Origin of the sequence: Methylobacterium fujisawaense, from assembly GCF_039619325.1 — a bacterium.
GTDB lineage: Bacteria > Pseudomonadota > Alphaproteobacteria > Rhizobiales > Beijerinckiaceae > Methylobacterium > Methylobacterium fujisawaense.
This window is the reverse complement of record NZ_CP155000.1, coordinates 6010571-6029931: the sequence shown is the minus strand read 5'-3', so window position 1 is coordinate 6029931 and position 19361 is coordinate 6010571. Positions and strand designations below refer to the sequence as shown.

Below are 19361 nucleotides of genomic sequence, written 5' to 3'. Positions count from 1 at the left end.
TAGGACATCGAGAAAGACAAATCCAAAGCGAATTGGCTGGCCAATCGCGCGAATTGGCGGTTGAAAAGCCCGGACGATGTCCTGCCGGTTTCCCCGCGTCCGGTGACGCCGACCCTCCGAGGGTGCGGCGCCGGACACCATCGGGGCCGCGGATCTGCAGTCGGGCCCGGCCCTTTTCGGCATGGGGGTCGGGCGCCACATAGGAGGCCCGGCGCGCCGCCCGCCCGCTCACGGAACCCACAGCATATGTCCAAGCCCGTCCACGCCATGATCCGCGTCCTCGAGGAGGAGCGCGCGCGCGACTACTATGCCCGCGCCTTCGGCCTGGAGGTCTCCGACCGGTTCGACTTCCCGGACTTCACCCTCGTCTATATGCGGGATCCGGCCTCGCCGTTCGAGCTGGAGCTCACGGTGAACAAGGGCCGCGACAAGCCCTACGATCTCGGCGACGGCTACGGGCACATCGCCTTCGTGGTCGACGACGTGGAGGCCGAGCACGCCCGGCACCGGCGCGAAGGCTTCACGGCCACCGACGTCAAGACGCTCAAGCACGGGGATGACGTGCTGGCGCGCTTCTTCTTCGCCACCGATCCGGACGGCTACAAGATCGAGGTCATCCAGCGCGGCGGCCGCTTCCTCTGACCGGTCCCGTGCACCCCGCCCTCCCCGACACGCATCCGAGATCCATGCAGGACAAGACCCGCATCGTCTGCATCCGCCACGGGCAATCCACGTTCAACGCCGCGCACAGGCATGGGGGCGGCGATCCCGGCCTCCTCGACGCGCGCCTGACCGAGCTGGGCCACGCCCAGGCCCGGGCCGCGCGGGACCGGCTCCGGTCGGTCCCCTTCGATCTGGTGGTGGTCTCGCCCCTGACCCGGGCGATCGAGACCGCCGCGATCCTGTTCGGCGACCATCCACGCCGGCCGCGCGTCCTCGTCGAGGTGCTGCACCGGGAATGCCAGGAGAGCAGCTGCGACGTCGGCCGGGCGGCCTCGGAGATCGCCGCGGAGTTCCCGCACCTCGATGTCGGGCACCTGCCGGAGGTCTGGTGGCATGCGGAGCCGAGCTGCGAGGTCGGCGGCTACCCGGTGGAGCCGCGCCCCCTGTTCGACGCCCGGGTCGCGGCGTTCCGCGACTGGCTGCGGGCCCGGCCGGAAGCCACCATCGCGGTGGTCGGGCACGGCACGTTCTTCTACCACCTCACCGGCACGTTCCTGGAGAATTGCGGCTCCGTCGAGCTAGATCTCGAGGCGGCGCCCGCGGCGGCCTGATCAGGCCAGTGCCCTGGTCCGCGCGGCGTCCATGCGCTGACGGGCGCCGACGAGCGCGATCTCCGGAGCCTGTCGGCCGATGGCGAGCGCCTCGTCGAGGATCGCGCAGGCCTGGCTCCAGGTCCCGGCCACGAAGGGCGCGGCGCCTTCGGCCACCTCCGCGGCGCAGCGCGCATCCGTGCCCGCGCGTTGTGCCGCCGTCGCGGTGCGGGACACCGCCGCGGTCAGCGCGCCCTCGCGCCAGCGCCGCGCCTCGGCCGCCGCCTGCGAACGCGCCCCGCCCCGCCACGCGGCCGCATTCGCCGCCGCCAGGGCCGCGGGCCAGTCCGGCGCGCCGATGCAGGCCTTCGCGTCCTCGACCATGCCGGCGACGGCGCAGAGCGGCGCCAGGATGCGGCGGACACTCTCCAGCGCCAGCGTCCGGGTGCGGGCGGCCTCGATCTCCGGAGCGTCGGCGCTGCCCGACAGCCGCAGCACGAAGGCCATCAGCTGGGGGCGCGCCTCGTCCGGCATGGTGTCGTTGAGCCCGAGGGCGTAGGCGGCGACCGGCCTGGAGAAGCAGGGCGGGCAATCGGCGCTGGAGCGGATCGCCCGGTAGGGCAGGCCCGCGGCCACGATCGCGGCCTCGTTGATGCAGGTCCCGCCGTCCGGGCCGGGGAAGGGATGCGATCCGGCGAGCAGACGCCAGTTCAGGATCGTCTCGAAATCGGGATGCATCTGCGCGCGCTCCGTCTCGGGTGCGCAGCGTGGCACGCCGCGCCCCGGATGGCGAGGCCCTTCAGCCGCCGAGCCCGGGCGCGAGGCCGGAGAGCATGGCGGCTCCCAGAACCAGCACGAAGGCGGCGGCGACGAGTTCGAGGCCGCCGAGCGCCAGGAGGCCCGCCTGTCCCCGGCCGCCGGCGAGGCGCAGGGCCGCCCGCTTGGCGAAGACCGCGAGGCAGGCCAGCGCCGTCGTAGTCAGGGCGGTGCCGAGGGCCATCGCCAGAACCGCCAGCACGCCCGCCCCGGGCACGCCCTGCGACACCGCGAAGACCAGGACCAGAACCGCGCCGGCGCAGGGGCGCGTGCCCGCCGCCAGCACCACCCCGGCCCGCTCGCGCCACGTGTCGAGGGTGTCGAGGGCCTGCGGCCCGGGCAGGTGGTTGCAGCCCGGGCCGCAGCCCGCACCGAGGGTCGCGAGGCGTCCGGCCTTGCGCCACGTCAGCACCAGCCCGATCAGGGCGACGAGGGCGAAGCTCACGGTCTCGATCAGGGTGCCGGCCCGGGTGATGCTCGCCGCCGTGGCGTTGAGGACCAGGGTGCCGAGGCCGACGATCGCCCCGGCCATGCAGGCCTGGAGCAGCGCGGCGCAGAGGCTCAGCGCGGCGCCGCGCCGGAGCGCCCGCTCCCCCGCCAGGATGTAGCCGGCGATCACCGCCTTGCCGTGGCCGGGACCGGCGGCATGGAACACGCCGTACGCGAAGGCGAGGCCGACCAGCGGGCCCCAGCTGCCGCCGCCCCGCAGCGCGCCGACCGCCGCGTTCAGGCTGCGGGAAAAGCTCGCCTGCAGCGCCAGGATCACCCCGCCGATCCCCGTGGCGGACGGGGCAGCCTCCCGGAAGCCGATCCCGAAGGGCGAGCGCGGCGGCGGCGCGGAGAGGCCGGGCGCGACGAGCCACGCGATCCCGGCCGCCAGGAGCGCGGCCAGCCCGATGGCCAGGGCCATGAGGCCGAGCCTCAGTCCCAGCCGTCCCGCCCCGGCGGGGGCGACGATCCCGATCCCTACGGACATGCCACGAGAACCCGGCTGGCGAACTGCACCCCGTAGGTCGAGGCGGCGGTGAGCGCCTCGAAAAAGGCCTCGGTCATCCCCGGGGATCCGGCATCGGCCGTCTTCGGCTGCTCGGTCTTCGGGCGGGTCACCGTGGCGGCGCAGCCCTGCGGCGCTCCCGCGAGGGTCGCGGCGTCGGTCCCCTCGGCGAACGAGAAGGCGACGAAATAGGTCGGGTCGTAAACCTCCAGCGCAGCCACGCCCCGCCCCTGCTGGACCGGCGTCTTCAGGGGCAGCAGGAAGGTCATGACCAGCGCCTTGTCCTCCATATGGGCCGCCGGCTCCTTCGGATCGCTGAAGGCCTGCTCCTTGCCGCCGACCTTCAGCTTCGTGAAGTAGCCGAACTCGGCGAGGTTGGCGGTGTTCTCGGCCGCGAGCCCGGCAAGCTCCTCCGGGCTGAGCTTGCCGTCCTTGTTGGTGTCGAGGCCCTGGGTCACGAAGGCCGTGTATTCGGGGTCGAAGCTCCACGTGTCGCGGACGCCCACGAGCTTTCCGCCCTCGTAGACGAGCTGCGCCTTGGCGGTGACCCAGACGTGGGGGTGGGCGGAAGCGCCCGAGGCGGCGCAGGCGAGGGCGGCGGCCAGCACCAGGGCGAGCGGTTTCGGGCAGTGCGCGGCGATCAGCATGGAAGGAGGCACGCTCGCGGCGGGAGGAACACGGTCAGGCCGGATCTTCCTCGCGTGCCGGTTGGGCGAAAGCGAGGCGCCGCCCCGTCGCGTGCGACGCTCACTCGCCCCCGTCGAGCCCCATCAATTGGAAGCTCACCCGCAGGTCGTTCGACATCGGGATGTCGAGGCGCTCGCCGTTGGGCAGGCGCTTGAGGAACCAGCGCTCGTAGGTCCAGCGCAGCGCCCGGCTTTCGGCGAGGCGCGTGAAGGTCTGCTGCACGATGCCGGCGAACTCCGGGTCGTCCTTGCGGAACATGATGCCGTAGGGCTCGTAGGAGAGCTTGTCGGGGAGCACCGTGTAGTTCGCCCCGTCCCGCGCGTCCGTGGCGATCAGCCCGTAGAGCAGCACGTCGTCGGTGGCGAAGGCGTCGGCCTTTCCGGCCTTCACCAAGGCGTAGGACGCGGCATGGTCGGGCGCCGTCACCACCTGCGCGTCGATCTTCAGCCGGGCGAGGAGGTCGCGCACGGCCTTCTCGTTGGTTGTGCCGGCCGTCACCACCACGGTCTTGCCGCCGAGATCCCGATAGGAGGCGACGCCCGAGCCCCGCTTCACCAGCAGCTGCGTGGCGCTGATGTAATCCACCGGCGAGAAGGCGACCTGCCTGCGGCGCTCGGCATTGGCGGTGGTCGAGCCGCATTCGAGGTCGATCTTGCCGGAGGTGAGCGCCGGGATGCGCGTCTCGGCGGTGACGGGCTCGTAGCGGATCCTCACCGGCCGGCCGATCGCCGCCTGGACGTCGTCGGCGATCTCGCCGCAGAGGTCGATGGCGTAGCCGATCGCCCGGGGGCTGCCGTCCGGCCGCTTGCCTTCCACGAAGGAGAACGGCACCGAACTCTCCCGGTAGCCGAGCACGATCTCCCCGCGCTCGGCGACGCTCCTGAGCGTGCCGGTGAGCACCTCGACGGCGGCTGCGGGCGACACGCCCGCCAGCGCCAGCGCCAGCGCCAGAACCGCGATGAGCCGCATCGTCATCACAGAGCCTCCCAGGCGCACCGCACAAGCCACACCGCACGGGAGAGTGCCGGCGCCCGGCCCCTCCCATCCATCCCCCATCCAGAGGTGCCGAAGCGCAGCGGAAGCCTCGAAGCAGCCTTCCGGTCAGCGCCGCGATCCCTGGCGTCCTCCTCCGAGGCCCGCAGACGCGGTCACCTCAGGATGAGGAGGATGGGTTCGACAGCCGCCCTGCACCCGACATCCCGGCGGGTGCAGATCCCGTAAAACCGGCCCCTACTCCGCCGGCGAGGCCACGGTGCCGACATGGTCGAGGCGCTGGTCGGTGGTGGTGAGCTGCCCCTCCCACTTGGCGACCGCCACGGTGGCGACGCTGTTGCCCAGCACGTTGGTGGCCGAGCGCCCCATGTCCAGGAACTGGTCGATGCCGATGATCAGCAGCAGCCCGGCCTCCGGGATGTTGAAGTGCGCCAGCGTCGCCGAGATGACCACCAGCGAGGCGCGCGGCACGCCGGCCATGCCCTTCGACGTTACCATCAGCAGCAGCAGCATCGTGAGCTGCTGACCCCAGCTCAACGGGATGTTGTAGGCCTGCGCGATGAACATCACCGCGAAGGTACAGTACATCATCGAGCCGTCGAGGTTGAACGAGTAGCCCATGGGCAGCACGAACGACGTGATGCGGTTCGGCACCCCGAACTTCTCGAGGTTCGTCAGCATCTTCGGGTAGGCCGCCTCGCTCGACGCGGTCGAGAAGGCGAGCACGAAGGGCTCCTTGATCAGGTTGAACAGCCGCATGATGCCGCCGCCCCCGAGCATCAGGAAGCCGACGCCCATGAGCAGCGCCCAGAGCACGGCGAGCCCGATGTAGAACTCCACGAGGAACTTGCCGTAGGTCACGAGCACGCCGATGCCCTGCGTGGTGATCGTCGCCGCGATGGCGGCGAACACCGCCACGGGGGCGAACATCATCACGTAGCCCGTGACCTTGAGCATCACGTCGGCCAGGCCCTCGATGCCCTGCGCGAGGAGGCGCCCCTTCTCGCCGAGGGATGCCAGGCCGACGCCGAAGAAGATCGAGAAGACCACGATCTGCAGGATCTCGTTGTTGGCCATCGCCTCGACGGCGCTCTTCGGAACGAGGTGCGTCACGAATTCCTTGAGCGACAGCGAGGCCGCCTTGAGCCCCGTCCCGGCGCCGGCATCGGGCAGCGGCAGGTTCAGGTTCTGGCCGGGCTGCATCAGGTTGACCATGATCAGGCCGAGCATCAGCGAGCAGAACGAGGCGCCCACGAACCAGAGCAGCGCCTTGCCGCCGACCCGGCCGACCGCAGCGGTGTCCCCGAGATGCGCGATGCCGACCACGAGCGTGGAGAAGACCAGCGGCGCGATGATCATCTTGATCAGCCGCAGGAACACGTCGGAGACCAGCGCGATGTAGCCGGCGATCTCCTTGGCGGTCTGCGGATCGGGCCAAGTGATGCTGCAGGCGTAGCCGACGGCGATTCCGAGGAGCATGCCGACGAAGATCATCGTCGTGAGTCTCGACCCTGCCATCGGTACTGCTCCTCGCCTGAGCCCGGGATGATCGAGCATTTCAATTCGTTAACGTGTCGCAGGAACTGCGCCGCACGCAAGCCCGGCCGGGGCGCGTTACTGGCGTGGTCGACTGTTTTCGCGCGACGCTCGGGCGGCGATGAAACCTGTGGCCGGTGTGCTACGGCTGCGGTACGAGACTTGCCCCGCCGCGCCACCTGCGGTTCCCGTAGGCGGCACGAGAAACCTGCGCGCGCGAGAGTTCATGGACGTCTTCGTACAGCAGTTGATCAACGGGCTGACGCTCGGCTCGATCTATGGCCTGATCGCCATCGGCTACACGATGGTGTTCGGCATCATCGGCATGGTGAACTTCGCTCACGGCGACGTCTTCATGGTCTCCTGCTTCATCGCGCTGATCACCTTCCTGCTGTTGACCGTGTGGCTCGGGGTCAGCTCCATCGCCCTGGCCTTCCTGGTGGTGCTGGTGGTCGCCATGGTGCTCACCGCCCTGTGGGGCTGGGCGATCGAGCGCGTCGCCTACCGGCCGTTGCGCGGCTCGTTCCGGCTGGCGCCGCTGATCTCGGCGATCGGCGTCTCGATCTTCCTGTCGAACTTCGTCCAGGTGGTGCAGGGCGCGCGCAACAAGCCGACGCCGCCGATGCTGTCGGGGGGCATCACCCTGTTCGAGCGGGACGGCTACGCGGTGTTCCTGGCCTGGAAGCAGGTTCTGATCATGGCGGTCACCGCCGTGCTGCTCACGGGCTTCTGGTATCTCGTCCAGCGCACCCCCTTCGGCCGGGCGCAGCGCGCCTGTGAGCAGGACCGCAAGATGGCGGCGTTGCTGGGCATCGACGTCGACCGCACGATCTCCCTGACCTTCGTGCTCGGCGCCGCGCTGGCGGCCGTCGCCGGCGTCCTCTACCTCATGTATTACGGCGTCGTGTCGTTCTCGGACGGGTTCGTGCCCGGCGTGAAAGCCTTCACGGCGGCGGTGCTCGGCGGCATCGGCTCCCTACCCGGCGCGGTTCTCGGCGGCCTGATCATCGGCCTGATCGAGACCTTCTGGTCCGCCTATTTCTCCATCGAGTACAAGGACGTTGCCGCCTTCTCGATCCTGGCGATCGTCCTGATCTTCATGCCCTCGGGCATCCTGGGCCGGCCCGAGGTCGAGAAAGTCTGATGGCCCGTTCTCAGGCTGCGCTTCCCGACTCCGCGATGGCCGGCATCCTGCGCGACGCCGCCCTGTACGCCCTCGTCACCTTCGGCCTCTGCGTGCCGATCATCGCCTACCGCACCGATCCCGGGCCCGGGACCGAGCTGGTGCTCGTTCCGCGCTGGGGACTGGTGGCGGCGCTCTGCGCGGCGATCTTCGTGGCGCGGCTCGTCCAGCGCCTCGTGCTGCTGCGCCGTGACGCCCGGCGGGCGCTGACCCCCTCCCCGTCCCAGGCCACCGAGGCGGTCCACGGCGAGCCGGATGCGGGCCAGAAGACCTCGAAGGTCGGGCTCTATCTGTTCATCGGCATCGCCCTGACGCTGCCGATGATCGCGGCGGCGGCCACCGGCGGCCTGTCCTCGGCGCGCTACTGGATCGACCTCGGCATCCTGATCCTCACCTACGTGATGCTCGGCTGGGGCCTGAACATCGTGGTCGGCCTCGCCGGTCTCCTCGATCTCGGCTACGTCGCCTTCTACGCGGTCGGCGCCTATTCCTACGCCCTGCTCTCGACCACCTTCGGCCTGTCGTTCTGGGTCTGCCTGCCGCTGGCGGGCTTGTTCGCCGGCCTGTGGGGGATGATCCTGGGCTTTCCCGTGCTGCGCCTGCGCGGCGACTATCTGGCCATCGTCACCCTGGCCTTCGGCGAGATCATCCGCCTCGTCCTGATCAACTGGACCGACGTGACCGGCGGCGGGGCGGGCATCTCGTCGATCCCGCGGGCGACCTTCTTCGGGATCCCGTTCACGGCGGGCGACGACGGGTTCGCGGCGACCTTCGGCATCCCGTACGATTCGATGCACCGGCTGGTCTTCCTGTACTACCTGATCCTCGGCCTCGCCCTGATCACGAACTTCGTCACCCTGCGCCTGCGCCGCCTGCCGATCGGGAGGGCCTGGGAGGCGCTGCGCGAGGACGAGATCGCCTGCCGCTCCCTCGGCATCGACACCACCGCCACGAAGCTCACGGCCTTCGCGCTGGGGGCGGCCTTCGGGGGCGTCGCCGGCTCGTTCTTCGCCGTGCGCCAGGGCTTCATCAGCCCGGAGAGCTTCAACTTCCTCGAGAGCGCCATCATCCTGGCGATCGTGGTGCTGGGCGGCATGGGCAGTCAGGTCGGCGTCGCGATCGCCGCTGTGGCGATGGTCGGCGGGCCGGAGATGCTGCGCAACCTCGGCTTCCTGAAGGCCGTGTTCGGCGAGGGGTTCGATCCCAGCGAGTACCGCCTGCTCCTGTTCGGGCTGGCCATGGTGGCCATGATGGTCTGGCGCCCGCGCGGCCTGATCTCGGAGCGCATGCCGTCGGTGTCGCTCGGCGAGCGCCGCGCGGTCTCGGGCGCCCATGTGAGCGAGGGGCACGGCTGATGGCGGCCTCACCCCTCGCCCCCCCGGTGCTCACGGTCGAGCACCTGACCATGCGGTTCGGCGGGCTGACCGCCGTCTCCGACCTGTCCTTCGCGGCGCGGCGCGGCGACATCACCGCCTTGATCGGCCCGAACGGGGCCGGCAAGACCACGGTGTTCAACTGCATCACCGGCTTCTACAAGCCCACCGAAGGCATGCTGACGCTGGCGCATGCCGACGGCACCGCGCACCTGCTGGAGCGGCTGCCCAACCACAAGGTCAACCGCACCGCCCGGGTGGCCCGGACCTTCCAGAACATCCGCCTGTTCCAGGGCATGACGGTGCTGGAGAACCTTCTGGTCGCCCAGCACGCCCCGCTGATGCGCGCCTCGGGCTACACGATCCTGGGCTTGCTCGGCCTCAAGACCTACCGGGACGCGCAGGAGGCCGCGATCGAGCGCGCCAAGGCGTGGCTGACGCGCATCGACCTGATGGCGCGGGCCGACGATCCGGCGGGCGCCCTGCCTTATGGCGCGCAGCGGCGCCTGGAGATCGCTCGGGCGATGTGTACGGACCCGGTCCTGCTCTGCCTCGACGAGCCGGCCGCCGGCCTCAACCCCCGGGAATCGGCCGAGCTGAACGGCCTCCTGCGCCACATCCGGGACGAGCACGACACCTCGGTGCTGCTGATCGAGCACGACATGTCGGTGGTGATGGAGATCTCCGACCACGTGGTCGTGCTGGATTACGGCGTGAAGATCGCCGACGGCTCTCCCGCCGAGGTGCGGGCCGACCCGAAGGTGATCGCCGCCTATCTGGGTGTGGAGGACGAAGAGGTGGAGGCCGTGGAGGCCGAGGTCGGGATCACCGTGCCGCACGCGGACGAGACCCATACGGGAGCCTCGGCATGAGCGTCGCCGGCATCAACGTCCTGGTCGAGGAGACGCGGGCGATCCAGGCGGGCCGCAAGCCGCCGCTCCTCGCGGTGCGCGACGTCTCGACCTATTACGGCAGCGTCGCCGCCCTGCGCGGCGTCGATCTCGACGTCGCCGAGGGCGAGATCGTCACGCTGATCGGCGCCAACGGCGCCGGCAAGTCGACCCTGATGATGACGATCTTCGGCAGCCCCCAGGCGCGCTCGGGGACGATCACCTATGACGGGCGCGACATCACCCGGATGCCGACGCACGCCATCGCCCGGCTCGGCATCGCCCAGTCGCCGGAGGGCCGCCGGGTCTTCCCGCGCATGACGGTCTACGAGAATCTCCAGATGGGCGCCGCCCTCCATGACGGGCGCTTCTTCGCCGAGGATCTGGAGAAGGTCTGCACCCTGTTCCCGCGGGTCAAGGAGCGCCTGAACCAGCGTGCCGGCACCATGTCGGGCGGCGAGCAGCAGATGCTGGCCATCGCCCGGGCGCTGATGAGCCGCCCGCGCCTGCTGCTCCTCGACGAGCCGTCGCTGGGCCTCGCGCCGCTGGTGGTGAAGGGCATCTTCGACGCGATCCGGGAACTCAACCGGACCGAGGGCATGACGATCTTCCTCGTCGAGCAGAATGCCTACCACGCCCTCAAGCTCGCCCATCGCGGCTACGTGCTGGTCAACGGTCGGGTCACCATGAGCGGCACCGGCCGCGCGCTGCTCGACGACCCGAACGTCAAGGCCGCCTATCTGGAAGGGGGCCATGCCGGCCCGGTCGGGGCATGAGCGCGCTGCAGGGAATCCTCTACGAGGAGCCGTCGGCCTGGCTGTTCCTGCTCGTCACCGTGGTGATGGGCGGCTGGGCCGGCTGGATGGCGGCCCGCGGCATCGCCCGGGGTTGGCGGCCGTTCTGGCACTGCGCACTGGCGCTGCTTCTGGTGGCGGCTGCCGTGCGCTTCATCCACTACGCCCTGTTTTCGGGCACGCTGCTCTCGCTGCACTACTATGCGGTCGACGCGGTCGTCGTCATGATCATCGGCGCGGCGGGCTTCCGCTACACGCGGACGCGCCAGATGACGAGCCAGTACCGCTGGCTCTACGAGAAGACCTCACCGCTGACATGGCGCGCACGGGCGCCCGAAGCGGACGAGGTCCGATGAGTGCGGCCGGATCCGCACGTGCGGTCCTGACACTTAGGGGTAGTACGCGATGAGATCGATTCTGCTGGCCGGGCTCGCCCTCGGCGCGATGGTGGCGGCCGCCCAGGCCGCCGAGGTCAAGCTCGGCGTCGCCGCGCCGATCACCGGCAACAGCGCCGCCATCGGCGCGCAGCTCAAGAACGGCGCGAGCCAGGCGGTCGAGGACCTGAACAAGGCCGGTACCCTCAAGGGCACGACGCTCACCGTCACGGTGGGCGACGATGCCTCCGACCCGAAGCAGGGCGTCTCGGTGGCCAACAAGTTCGCCAGTGAAGGCGTGAAGATGGTCGTCGGCGACTACAATTCCGGCGTGTCGATCCCGGCCTCCGACGTCTACCTCGACGCCGGCATCATCCAGGTCACGCCGGCCTCCACGAACGTGAAGTTCACCGAGCGCGGCATGTGGAACACGTTCCGCACGTGCGGCCGCGACGACCAGCAGGGCGCGGTGGCGGGCAATTACCTGGCCGAGAAGTTCAAGGGCAAGAAGATCGCCTTCGTCCACGACAAGACGCCCTACGGCAAGGGGCTGGCCGACGAGACCCTGAAGGCGCTCAAGGCCAAGGGCGGCAAGGAGGTCATGTACGAGGGCATCAACCCGGGTGAGAAGGACTACTCTGCGCTCGTCTCCAAGCTGAAGTCGGCCAATGTCGATGTGGTCTATTTCGGCGGCTACTACACCGAGGCCGGCCTGATCCTGCGCCAGATGCGCGATCAGGGCCTGAAGGCGCCGATGATGGGCGGCGACGGCATGGTCGATCGCGAGCTCGTGGCGATCGCCGGTCCCGCCGCCGAGGGCACGCTGACCACCTTCCCGCCGGACGCCCGCAAGAACCCGAACGCCAAGGCGGCGCTGGCCGCGTTCAAGGCCAAGAACATCGATCCGGAGGGCTACACGCTCTACTCGTACGCGGCCGTGCAGGTCCTGGCCAAGGCGATGGCCGAGACCGGCTCCAGCGACGGCAAGAAGCTGGCCGACTGGCTGCACCAGGGCAAGCCGGTGGACACGGTGGTCGGGCCGATCGCCTACGACAAGAAGGGCGACATCACCCGGCCCGACTACGTCATGTACGAGTGGAAGAAGGGGCCGGACGGCAAGATCGACTACAGCGGCAATGAGCTGACGAAGTAAGCCGCGGCCACGAACCGGGTTTCCAGTCCGACGCCGTCTCCCGATACCGCGGGGGGCGGCGTCGTCGTTTTCTATGCCGTGGATTCGTCAGCTTTCCGGGCGGATCCGTCCTCCGCACCGCGTGCGTACGCCTAAGAAGTGTGCATGATGCCGCCGGCGCGAGCGAGAGGCCGGCTCAGCGCTTGGGAGGAGGCCATGGGGACGGCAGGGACCGCGTCTGCAGACGTGCGCAGCAGCTTGGCCGCGACGTGTCCGTACTCAGCCGCAGGCCTGCGCGGCACGACAGCCCTTCTCCCGGCACCATCATTGCAAAGGCGTCGCCCGAGCGGGCGGGCCCGCGTACCCCGCCGCCGGCCGACACGATTCGGCCCGATCCAGGAGTTCCGTACCGATGCAGTCTGATATCGCTCGCCGCGGCCTTGCCGCGGCGCTGGGCCTGACCCTCGCCCTTGCTCCGATGAGCCTGCGGGCGGAGGAGCTGACCGGCACCCTCAAGAAGGTGAAGGACGCCAACGCCATCGTCATCGGCTATCGCGATGCCTCCGTCCCGTTCTCCTATCTCGGCGGCGACCAGAAGCCGGTCGGCTACGCGATGGACATCTGCTACAAGATCGCCGACGCCGTGAAGGCCAAGCTCAACCTCCCGAACCTTGAGGTGAAGCTCAACCCGGTGACCTCCGCCACCCGCATCCCGCTGATGGCGAACGGCACGATCGATCTCGAGTGCGGCTCGACGACCAACAACGCCGAGCGCGAGAAGCAGGTGTGGTTCACCAACTCGCACTTCCTGACCGCGACCCGCTACGTCTCGAAGAAGTCGGCCAACCTGCACACGATCGAGGACCTGAAGGGCAAGACCGTCGTGTCGACCTCGGGCACCACGAACATCAAGCAGATCAACGAGGCCAACACGGAGCGCAAGCTCGGCCTGACGATCCTGCCGGCCAAGGACCACGCCGAGGCGTTCCTGATGGTCGAGACCGGCCGCGCCGCCGCCTTCGTGATGGACGACGTGCTGCTCGCCTCGCTCGCCGCCTCCTCGAAGGACCCGTCCGCCTACGAGATCTCCACCGAAGCCCTGTCGAAGCCTGAGCCCTACGGCATCATGCTCCGCAAGGACGACACGGAGTTCAAGAAGGTCGCGGACGACGCCACCGCCAAGCTCTACACGAGCCCCGAGGGCAAGGCGCTCTACGACAAGTGGTTCACGAAGCCGATCCCGCCGCGCAACATCAACCTCAACCTGCCGATGAGCGCGGAGATGAAGAAGCAGTTCACGACCCCGATCTCGAGCCCCGACCCGGCGGCCTACTGAGATCCGTTCGGTACGCTTTCATGCCATGATGCGCACCGCGGGCTCCCGCCCGCGGTGCGTCTCTGTAAGTTCACAGTAGAAGCGGCGCGATGAACTACAACTGGAACTGGCGGATCTTCTTCGACGCCTCGCCGGAGGGCACCGGCACGTATCTCGACATGCTGCTCTCGGGGCTCATGTGGACGATCACGACCGCGCTCTGCTCCTGGGTGATCGCTTTCTTCCTGGGCTCCCTGATCGGCGTGCTGCGGACCCTGCCGTCGAAGACCGCGAACACCGTCGGTACCGCCTACGTGGAATTGTTCCGCAACGTGCCGCTGCTGGTGCAGATGTTCCTCTGGTACTTCGTGCTGCCCGAAGTGGTCCCGACCCGGATCGGCGACGCGATCAAGCAATTGCCCGACGCGCCGTTCTACACGGCGGTGGTGTGCCTCGGCTTCTTCACCGCTTCGCGCGTCGCCGAGCAGGTCCGCGCCGGCATCCAGGCGCTGCCGCGGGGCCAGCGCATGGCCGGCACCGCCATGGGCTTCACGACCTATCAGACCTACCGCTACGTGCTGCTGCCCAACGCCTACCGGATCATCCTGCCGCCGATGACCTCGGAATTCCTCAACAATCTCAAGAACACGTCGGTGGCGCTGACCATCGGCCTGCTGGAGCTGACCGCCCGGGCCCGCTCGATGCAGGAATTCTCGTTCCAGGTGTTCGAGGCGTTCACGGCGGCGACGATCCTCTACGTGATCATCAACCTCGTGGTGGTCACGGCGGCGACCTTCCTGGAGAAGGCGGTCGCCATCCCCGGCCAGCGCTGAGGGCCGCCCGCTTCCGTTCCGCCACCCCGCCCGACGGCCACCGGTAACAGGCCCCGATGCTCTCGAATTTCGACTTTTCCGTCATCGTCTCGTCCCTGCCCTACCTGTTCGGTCAGGGCATGGTCTTCACCGTGACGCTCACCGCCATGGCTGCCGTGGGCGGGGTGATCATCGGCACGCTGCTGGCGATGGCGCGCCTGTCGGGCATTCCCGGCCTGTGGCACCTCGCCAAGGGTTATGTCGAGCTGTGCCGCTCGCTCCCGCTGGTTCTGGTGATCTTCTGGTTCTACTTCCTGGTGCCGTATATCGGCGCCTACGTGACGGGGGCCTCGACGCCGATCCAGGTCGGCGCCTTCCCGTCCGCCCTGATCACCTTCATGGCCTTCGAGGCGGCCTACTTCTCGGAGATCATGCGGGCCGGCATCCAGTCGATCCCCAAGGGCCAGACGGCGGCCGCCCAGGCGCTCGGGATGAATTACTGGCAGACCATGGGCAACGTGATCCTGCCCCAGGCCTTCCGCAACATGCTGCCGCTGCTGCTGACCCAGACCATCATCCTCTTCCAGGACACGTCGCTGGTCTACGTGCTGTCGCTCACCGACTTCATGGGCGCCGCCTCGAAGGTCGCCCAGCGCGACGGACGCCTCGTCGAGATGTATATCTTCGCGGCGGTGGTTTATTTCGTGATCTGCTTCTCGGCCTCGTTCCTGGTGCGCCGCCTGCAGCGCCGCGTGGCCATCATCCGCTGACCGACACTGGAGACCGTGCCATGACCTCGTCCCCGATGCCGGCTCCCACCGCCGCCGAACCCGTCGCCGATGCCAGCCACGCGCCCAAGGATGCCGGCCTGCAGTCGGGCGGCCTCATCGCCGGCGCGCCCGTCGTCGCGCCCGGCGAGACGATGATCGCCATCGACAACATCAGCAAATGGTACGGCGACTTTCAGGTGCTGACGAACTGCACCACCAAAGTCGCCAAGGGCGAGGTGGTGGTCGTCTGCGGTCCTTCGGGCTCGGGCAAGTCGACCCTGATCAAATGCGTCAACGCCCTGGAGCCCTTCCAGAAGGGCCAGATTACGGTGGCCGGCACCAAGGTCGCCGACAAGGCGACCAATCTGCCCAAGCTCCGCTCGCGGGTCGGCATGGTGTTCCAGCATTTCGAGCTGTTCCCGCACCTGTCGATCACCGACAACCTCACCATCGCCCAGCGCAAGGTGCTCGGCCGCAGCGCCGAGGATGCCAAGAAGCGCGGGCTCGACCTTCTCGCCCGGGTCGGCCTCGGCGCCCACGCGAACAAGTTCCCCGGCCAGCTCTCCGGCGGCCAGCAGCAGCGCGTGGCCATCGCGCGGGCGCTCGCCATGAACCCGGTGGTGATGCTGTTCGACGAGCCGACCTCGGCGCTCGACCCCGAGATGGTCGGCGAGGTGCTCGACGTGATGGTCGAACTCGCCAAGGAAGGCATGACCATGATGGTCGTGACCCACGAGATGGGCTTCGCCCGCAAGGTCGCCGACCGGGTGATCTTCATGGATCGCGGCGAGATCGTCGAGGACGCCAAGAAGGAGGAGTTCTTCGGCAGCCCCCGCTCAGAGCGGGCCCAGACCTTCCTGTCGAAGATCCTGCAACACTGAGTTGGAGCGCTCTACTCCGACGCCTCCTGCGCGGCCCGATATTCCCGCCCGTGCTGGCAATAGCCCTCGACGATGCGGATCATCATGGCGCGTTTCTCGGCGTCGAGGGGGCCCAGGATCCTGGCCGGGCGGCCGCCCCACAGATAACCGGCCTCCAGGATCTGGCCGGGATCCGTGGTGGCGCCCGCCGCCAGCATGACGTCGTCGGCGATCAGGGTTCCTGACGCAATCGTCGCGCCGATGCCGATCAACGAACGTGCCCCGATCCGGCAATCCGAGATCCGGACGTTGTGGGCGATGGTGGTGTCCCGCCCGATCACCACGCCGTCCGCCCGGGTGCGGATGACCGTGTTGTCCTGAATATTGGTATCGGCGCCGACGACGATCGGGCCGACCTCGGCGTTGAGGTCGCAGCAGAACAGCACGCTCGCCCCGGCTCCGAGGCTCACCCGCCCGCGCAGACGGGCGTTGCGCGCCACGAACACGCTGTCGTCGACCTCCGATACTTCCCCGGGCGGGAGAGCGGATCCGTCGCCCATGCGCTCACGCAGCCGCTCGGCGCGCTCAGCGATCTCATCGGCTCCGATCGCACGGCTCGGACGGGCGGGACTGCCGGCATAGGCGTAGCCGCCGGGCAGCGTCGCCCGAGGGAATACGGTCGAGCCCGCCTCGATCACCGCACCGTCGCCGACCTCGGCGCCGTCGAGGATCACCACGTCGTCCTCGACGACCACGTCGGAGCCGAGCGTGCAGGCGTGCACGACGCTGTTGCGCCCGACCGTGACGCGGTCACCGACCCGGGTGCCGTGCGTCCGGGTGGCGATGTGCACCGTCGAGCGGTGGCCGAGCCAGAAGCGGTCGCCGAGGATGACGGTTTGGCCGTCGGCGCGAATCACCGCCTCGTCGCCGATCCAGGCCTGCGCGCCGATCCGCGCGGCGCCGATCACCGTGCTGCCGCGACCGCACCAGACCGGGCGGCTGACGAAATCCGGCTGCACGCCGTCGTAGGGCAGGATCAGGTCGGGGGTCACGCGGGTATCCTTCTCCAGCGCCGTCCGGAGCACGCGGGCTCATCCGAGGACCGCGCGCCGGGCCGGCAGGGCGCGACGGACCGTCTCATATAGAGGCGGGGCCGGGTGTGACAGGGACGGGACTGGCCCGCAAAGCCGCGGACTCCTATGGATCGGGCCATGAGCGCCCCCGTTCCGAGCATCGCCATCCAGGCCGAGCCCTTCGACACCGCGGCCGAGATCGCCAGCGTGAGCGCGGCGCTGGGCGGCCGGGCGGGCGCCGTCGTCACCTTCACCGGCCTGTGCCGCGACGAGGGCGGGCGGTTGACCGCCCTGGAGCTGGAGCACTACCCCGGCATGGCCGAGGCCGAGATCCGGCGGGTCGCCGACGAGGCGATGGCCCGCTGGCCGCTCCAGGCCCTGCGGGTGATCCACCGCCATGGGCTGGTGCGCCCGGGCGACGGCATCGTGCTGGTGGTGACCGCCGCGAGCCACCGGGTCGCGGCCTTCGCGGCCGCGGATTTCCTGATGGATTACCTCAAGACCCGCGCCCCGTTCTGGAAGCGCGAGCACCTCGCCGACGGCACCACCGGCGGTTGGGTCGAGGCGACGGCTCAGGATGACGCCGCGGCCGGGCGCTGGCGCTGAGGGTCGAGTCCCGGGCCGCGCCGCGCGACACGATCCGCGTCCCGAAGAGGACGAGGCGGCTGGATTGATCGCCGGTATCGATGTCCGGCCCGGGCGCGGGCGCGGATCCGGCTGGCGCCGCCAGTGCTCCTGCTGGGGCGCCCGATGGGCCGAAGCCTGCGGTCCGGCGGCGCGCGCGGGACAATCGGCGGACGGGCATCCCCGCCCCGCAGCCCCCCGCAAAGGCCGGAGAGAGCCGGCGGTTCAGGACATCGCCGTCCCGAACGCCCGCCGCCATCGCGCAGACGCCTGCGTGTCCCCCCCGGTCCCGCCTTCGGTGCCCGGACTGACGGGACGGCCGATCGGGGCATCCGTCGCAGTCGGAGGGTCGAACAAGCCGGGGACGTCGCCGGCGAACCCGGACCATGGTTTCGGGCTCGCTTCACCCTGAGAACCCGCGGTCTCGCCCTTGACCCCTGAGGGCCCAGGGCGTTCGTGAACCCGCGGTGCAGGAGTGATGATGTCGGACAGCAAGCTACAGGACTTGGACGGCCCGGTCGGGCCCTGGCGCGGAACGGCGCCGCTCGCAGCCTCCGGGATCGCCGTGGTGTGCTTCGTGGCGGCGCTGGCGCTGGCCTGGATGTCCGCCGGCACGCTCCTGCTGATCTTCGCCGGCGTGCTCCTCGGCGTGTTCCTCGACGGCCTGACCCGCGGGCTCGGCCGCATCCTCCCCCTGCCGCGGGCCCTGCGACTGTCCGTCGTCAGCCTCGTGGTGGCGATCGCGGTGGTCGGCTTCGCGAGCTACGGCGGGGCCACCATCGTCCAGCAGGGCCGCGAACTCGGCACCACGATCAAGGATCAGGCGGCCACGGTGTCGGGCTGGCTCTCGGAGCGCGGCATCGACGTGCCGAGCCTCGCCCCGCAGGGCAGCGGCAAGGACGGCTCGACGGATTCGGGCCAGAAGGAGGGCGGCCTCGCCGGCCTCGCCTCTGGCCTGATGAAGGGCAGCGGCTCCTTCGTGTCGGATGCCGGCAGCGTCCTCGGACCGGCCGCGGCGGTGGTCCTGGGCCTGTTCGATGCCCTCGGCAACGTCCTGGTGATCGCCTTTCTGGGCCTCGCCTTCGCGGCCGACCCGAAGGCCTACCGAGACGGGGTCGTCCGGTTCGTGCCTCCGGCGAAGCGCTGGCGCGCCAGCCAGGTCCTCGACGGGGCCGGCGAGACCCTGCGCCACTGGCTGTTCGGCCAGCTGATCATCATGGCGGTGATCTTCCTGTGCACCTGGGCCGGCCTCGCCTTCCTGGGCATCGGCGGTGCGCTGATCCTGGGGCTCCAGGCGGGCGTGCTCGCCTTCGTGCCGACGGTCGGGCCGCTGGTCGCGGGCCTCGTCATCATCCTCGCCGCGCTCGCCTCGGGCACGAAGGCGGTGATCGGCGCGATCGGCGTGTATCTGGCGGTCCAGTGCCTGGAGAGCTACGGCCTGACGCCGTTCATCCAGAAGCGGGCGCTGGACATCCCCCCGGCCACGATCTTCGCCGGCCAGCTGATCCTCGGCGTGATCTTCGGGCTGTGGGGCATCGCCCTCGCTCTGCCCTTGATGGCGGTCATCAAGGTCCTGCTGGAGCAGCTCTACGTGGAGGATACGCTCCACGAGCAACCGAGCAATTGAGCGGAGGGACTTGCGCCAGGGCGGCCGGCGATCGGATCGCCGCCGCAGAGGGCGTGCCGGCCGAGCTTCCGCGTCGGGTAGCCGGCCCGATCCCCGAGCCTTCCCCGGGAGGGGCCGCCGCACCGCGCATGCCGGGCCTGACCGAAGGACGGCGCGGTTCGAGGGCTTGCCGCCTGCGCGACGGCGCGCCGGTCTCCAGGGGTGGCATCTACGGCCTGCCCGGCGCCCCGAAGGAGAGCGCCGATGAGGCTCCGG

20 protein-coding genes are annotated in these 19361 nt (G+C 69.6%); 14 read left to right on the top strand and 6 right to left on the bottom strand.

The window, feature by feature from the left end; all coding sequences use genetic code 11:
* Positions 1-246: 246 nt before the first annotated feature.
* A complete protein-coding gene (locus ABC766_RS28615; RefSeq protein WP_043384907.1) occupies positions 247-642 on the top strand; it encodes a VOC family protein in 396 nt (131 codons plus the stop codon).
* Positions 643-686: 44 nt separating this feature from the next.
* A complete protein-coding gene (locus ABC766_RS28610) occupies positions 687-1274 on the top strand; it encodes a histidine phosphatase family protein (RefSeq protein WP_345820050.1) in 588 nt (195 codons plus the stop codon).
* Here ABC766_RS28610 and ABC766_RS28605 read toward each other — a convergent pair whose 3' ends face one another.
* The 5 genes from ABC766_RS28605 to ABC766_RS28585 all read right to left on the bottom strand — a co-directional run bounded on the left by ABC766_RS28605 (position 1275) and on the right by ABC766_RS28585 (position 6261).
* A complete protein-coding gene (locus ABC766_RS28605; RefSeq protein WP_345820049.1) occupies positions 1275-1991 on the bottom strand; it encodes a hypothetical protein in 717 nt (238 codons plus the stop codon).
* A gap of 61 nt (positions 1992-2052) precedes the next feature.
* Positions 2053-3045, bottom strand: coding sequence for a nickel/cobalt transporter (locus ABC766_RS28600; protein ID WP_043384916.1), 993 nt, complete (start codon positions 3043-3045; stop codon positions 2053-2055).
* A complete protein-coding gene (locus ABC766_RS28595) occupies positions 3036-3710 on the bottom strand; it encodes a DUF1007 family protein (protein ID WP_053608340.1) in 675 nt (224 codons plus the stop codon). Before ABC766_RS28595 ends, ABC766_RS28600 begins: the two co-directional genes overlap by 10 nt.
* 100 nt (positions 3711-3810) lie before the next feature.
* Positions 3811-4725: an amino acid ABC transporter substrate-binding protein gene (locus ABC766_RS28590; protein WP_345820048.1), complete on the bottom strand. Its 915-nt coding sequence runs from the start codon at positions 4723-4725 to the stop codon at positions 3811-3813.
* A gap of 255 nt (positions 4726-4980) precedes the next feature.
* Positions 4981-6261: a dicarboxylate/amino acid:cation symporter gene (locus ABC766_RS28585; protein WP_043356732.1), complete on the bottom strand. Its 1281-nt coding sequence runs from the start codon at positions 6259-6261 to the stop codon at positions 4981-4983.
* A gap of 244 nt (positions 6262-6505) precedes the next feature.
* Here ABC766_RS28585 and ABC766_RS28580 point away from each other — a divergent pair, with 244 nt between their 5' ends.
* From ABC766_RS28580 to ABC766_RS28535, 10 genes are all read left to right on the top strand, one after another.
* The gene (locus tag ABC766_RS28580; RefSeq protein ID WP_020094234.1) at positions 6506-7423 is read left to right on the top strand and encodes a branched-chain amino acid ABC transporter permease; all 918 of its coding nucleotides are present in this window, start codon (positions 6506-6508) and stop codon (positions 7421-7423) included.
* Positions 7423-8817 (top strand): high-affinity branched-chain amino acid ABC transporter permease LivM, encoded by a 1395-nt coding sequence (gene livM, locus ABC766_RS28575; protein WP_043384925.1) that lies wholly within the window; start codon positions 7423-7425, stop codon positions 8815-8817. Before ABC766_RS28580 ends, livM begins: the two co-directional genes overlap by 1 nt.
* The gene (locus ABC766_RS28570; protein ID WP_043757476.1) at positions 8817-9707 is read left to right on the top strand and encodes an ABC transporter ATP-binding protein; all 891 of its coding nucleotides are present in this window, start codon (positions 8817-8819) and stop codon (positions 9705-9707) included. The genes livM and ABC766_RS28570 overlap by 1 nt, the downstream gene beginning before the upstream one ends.
* Positions 9704-10501 carry an ABC transporter ATP-binding protein gene (locus ABC766_RS28565; protein WP_043348611.1) on the top strand — a complete coding sequence of 266 codons (798 nt, stop codon included), beginning with the start codon at positions 9704-9706 and terminating at the stop codon, positions 10499-10501. The genes ABC766_RS28570 and ABC766_RS28565 overlap by 4 nt, the downstream gene beginning before the upstream one ends.
* Positions 10502-10506: 5 nt before the next feature.
* On the top strand, positions 10507-10875 hold the full coding sequence (locus ABC766_RS28560) for a DUF6867 family protein (protein ID WP_043348619.1): 369 nt from the start codon (positions 10507-10509) through the stop codon (positions 10873-10875).
* A gap of 49 nt (positions 10876-10924) precedes the next feature.
* Complete coding sequence (locus ABC766_RS28555; RefSeq protein WP_043348612.1) at positions 10925-12046, top strand: branched-chain amino acid ABC transporter substrate-binding protein; 1122 nt, start codon at positions 10925-10927, stop codon at positions 12044-12046.
* A gap of 391 nt (positions 12047-12437) precedes the next feature.
* Positions 12438-13361 carry an amino acid ABC transporter substrate-binding protein gene (locus ABC766_RS28550; RefSeq protein WP_043384931.1) on the top strand — a complete coding sequence of 308 codons (924 nt, stop codon included), beginning with the start codon at positions 12438-12440 and terminating at the stop codon, positions 13359-13361.
* An 89-nt stretch (positions 13362-13450) separates the two neighbouring features.
* A complete protein-coding gene (locus tag ABC766_RS28545) occupies positions 13451-14173 on the top strand; it encodes an amino acid ABC transporter permease (RefSeq protein WP_043348617.1) in 723 nt (240 codons plus the stop codon).
* 56 nt (positions 14174-14229) lie between these two features.
* Positions 14230-14922, top strand: coding sequence for an amino acid ABC transporter permease (locus ABC766_RS28540; protein ID WP_043384934.1), 693 nt, complete (start codon positions 14230-14232; stop codon positions 14920-14922).
* Positions 14923-15074: 152 nt separating this feature from the next.
* On the top strand, positions 15075-15803 hold the full coding sequence (locus tag ABC766_RS28535; RefSeq protein WP_043385028.1) for an amino acid ABC transporter ATP-binding protein: 729 nt from the start codon (positions 15075-15077) through the stop codon (positions 15801-15803).
* An 11-nt stretch (positions 15804-15814) separates the two neighbouring features.
* Here ABC766_RS28535 and ABC766_RS28530 read toward each other — a convergent pair whose 3' ends face one another.
* Positions 15815-16834, bottom strand: a complete 1020-nt coding sequence (locus ABC766_RS28530; RefSeq protein WP_053608400.1) for a gamma carbonic anhydrase family protein — start codon at positions 16832-16834, stop codon at positions 15815-15817.
* A 159-nt stretch (positions 16835-16993) separates the two neighbouring features.
* Here ABC766_RS28530 and ABC766_RS28525 point away from each other — a divergent pair, with 159 nt between their 5' ends.
* Positions 16994-17461 (top strand): molybdenum cofactor biosynthesis protein MoaE, encoded by a 468-nt coding sequence (locus tag ABC766_RS28525; RefSeq protein WP_043757480.1) that lies wholly within the window; start codon positions 16994-16996, stop codon positions 17459-17461.
* 499 nt (positions 17462-17960) lie between these two features.
* A complete protein-coding gene (locus tag ABC766_RS28520; RefSeq protein WP_043761155.1) occupies positions 17961-19106 on the top strand; it encodes an AI-2E family transporter in 1146 nt (381 codons plus the stop codon).
* Positions 19107-19361: the final 255 nt, after the last annotated feature.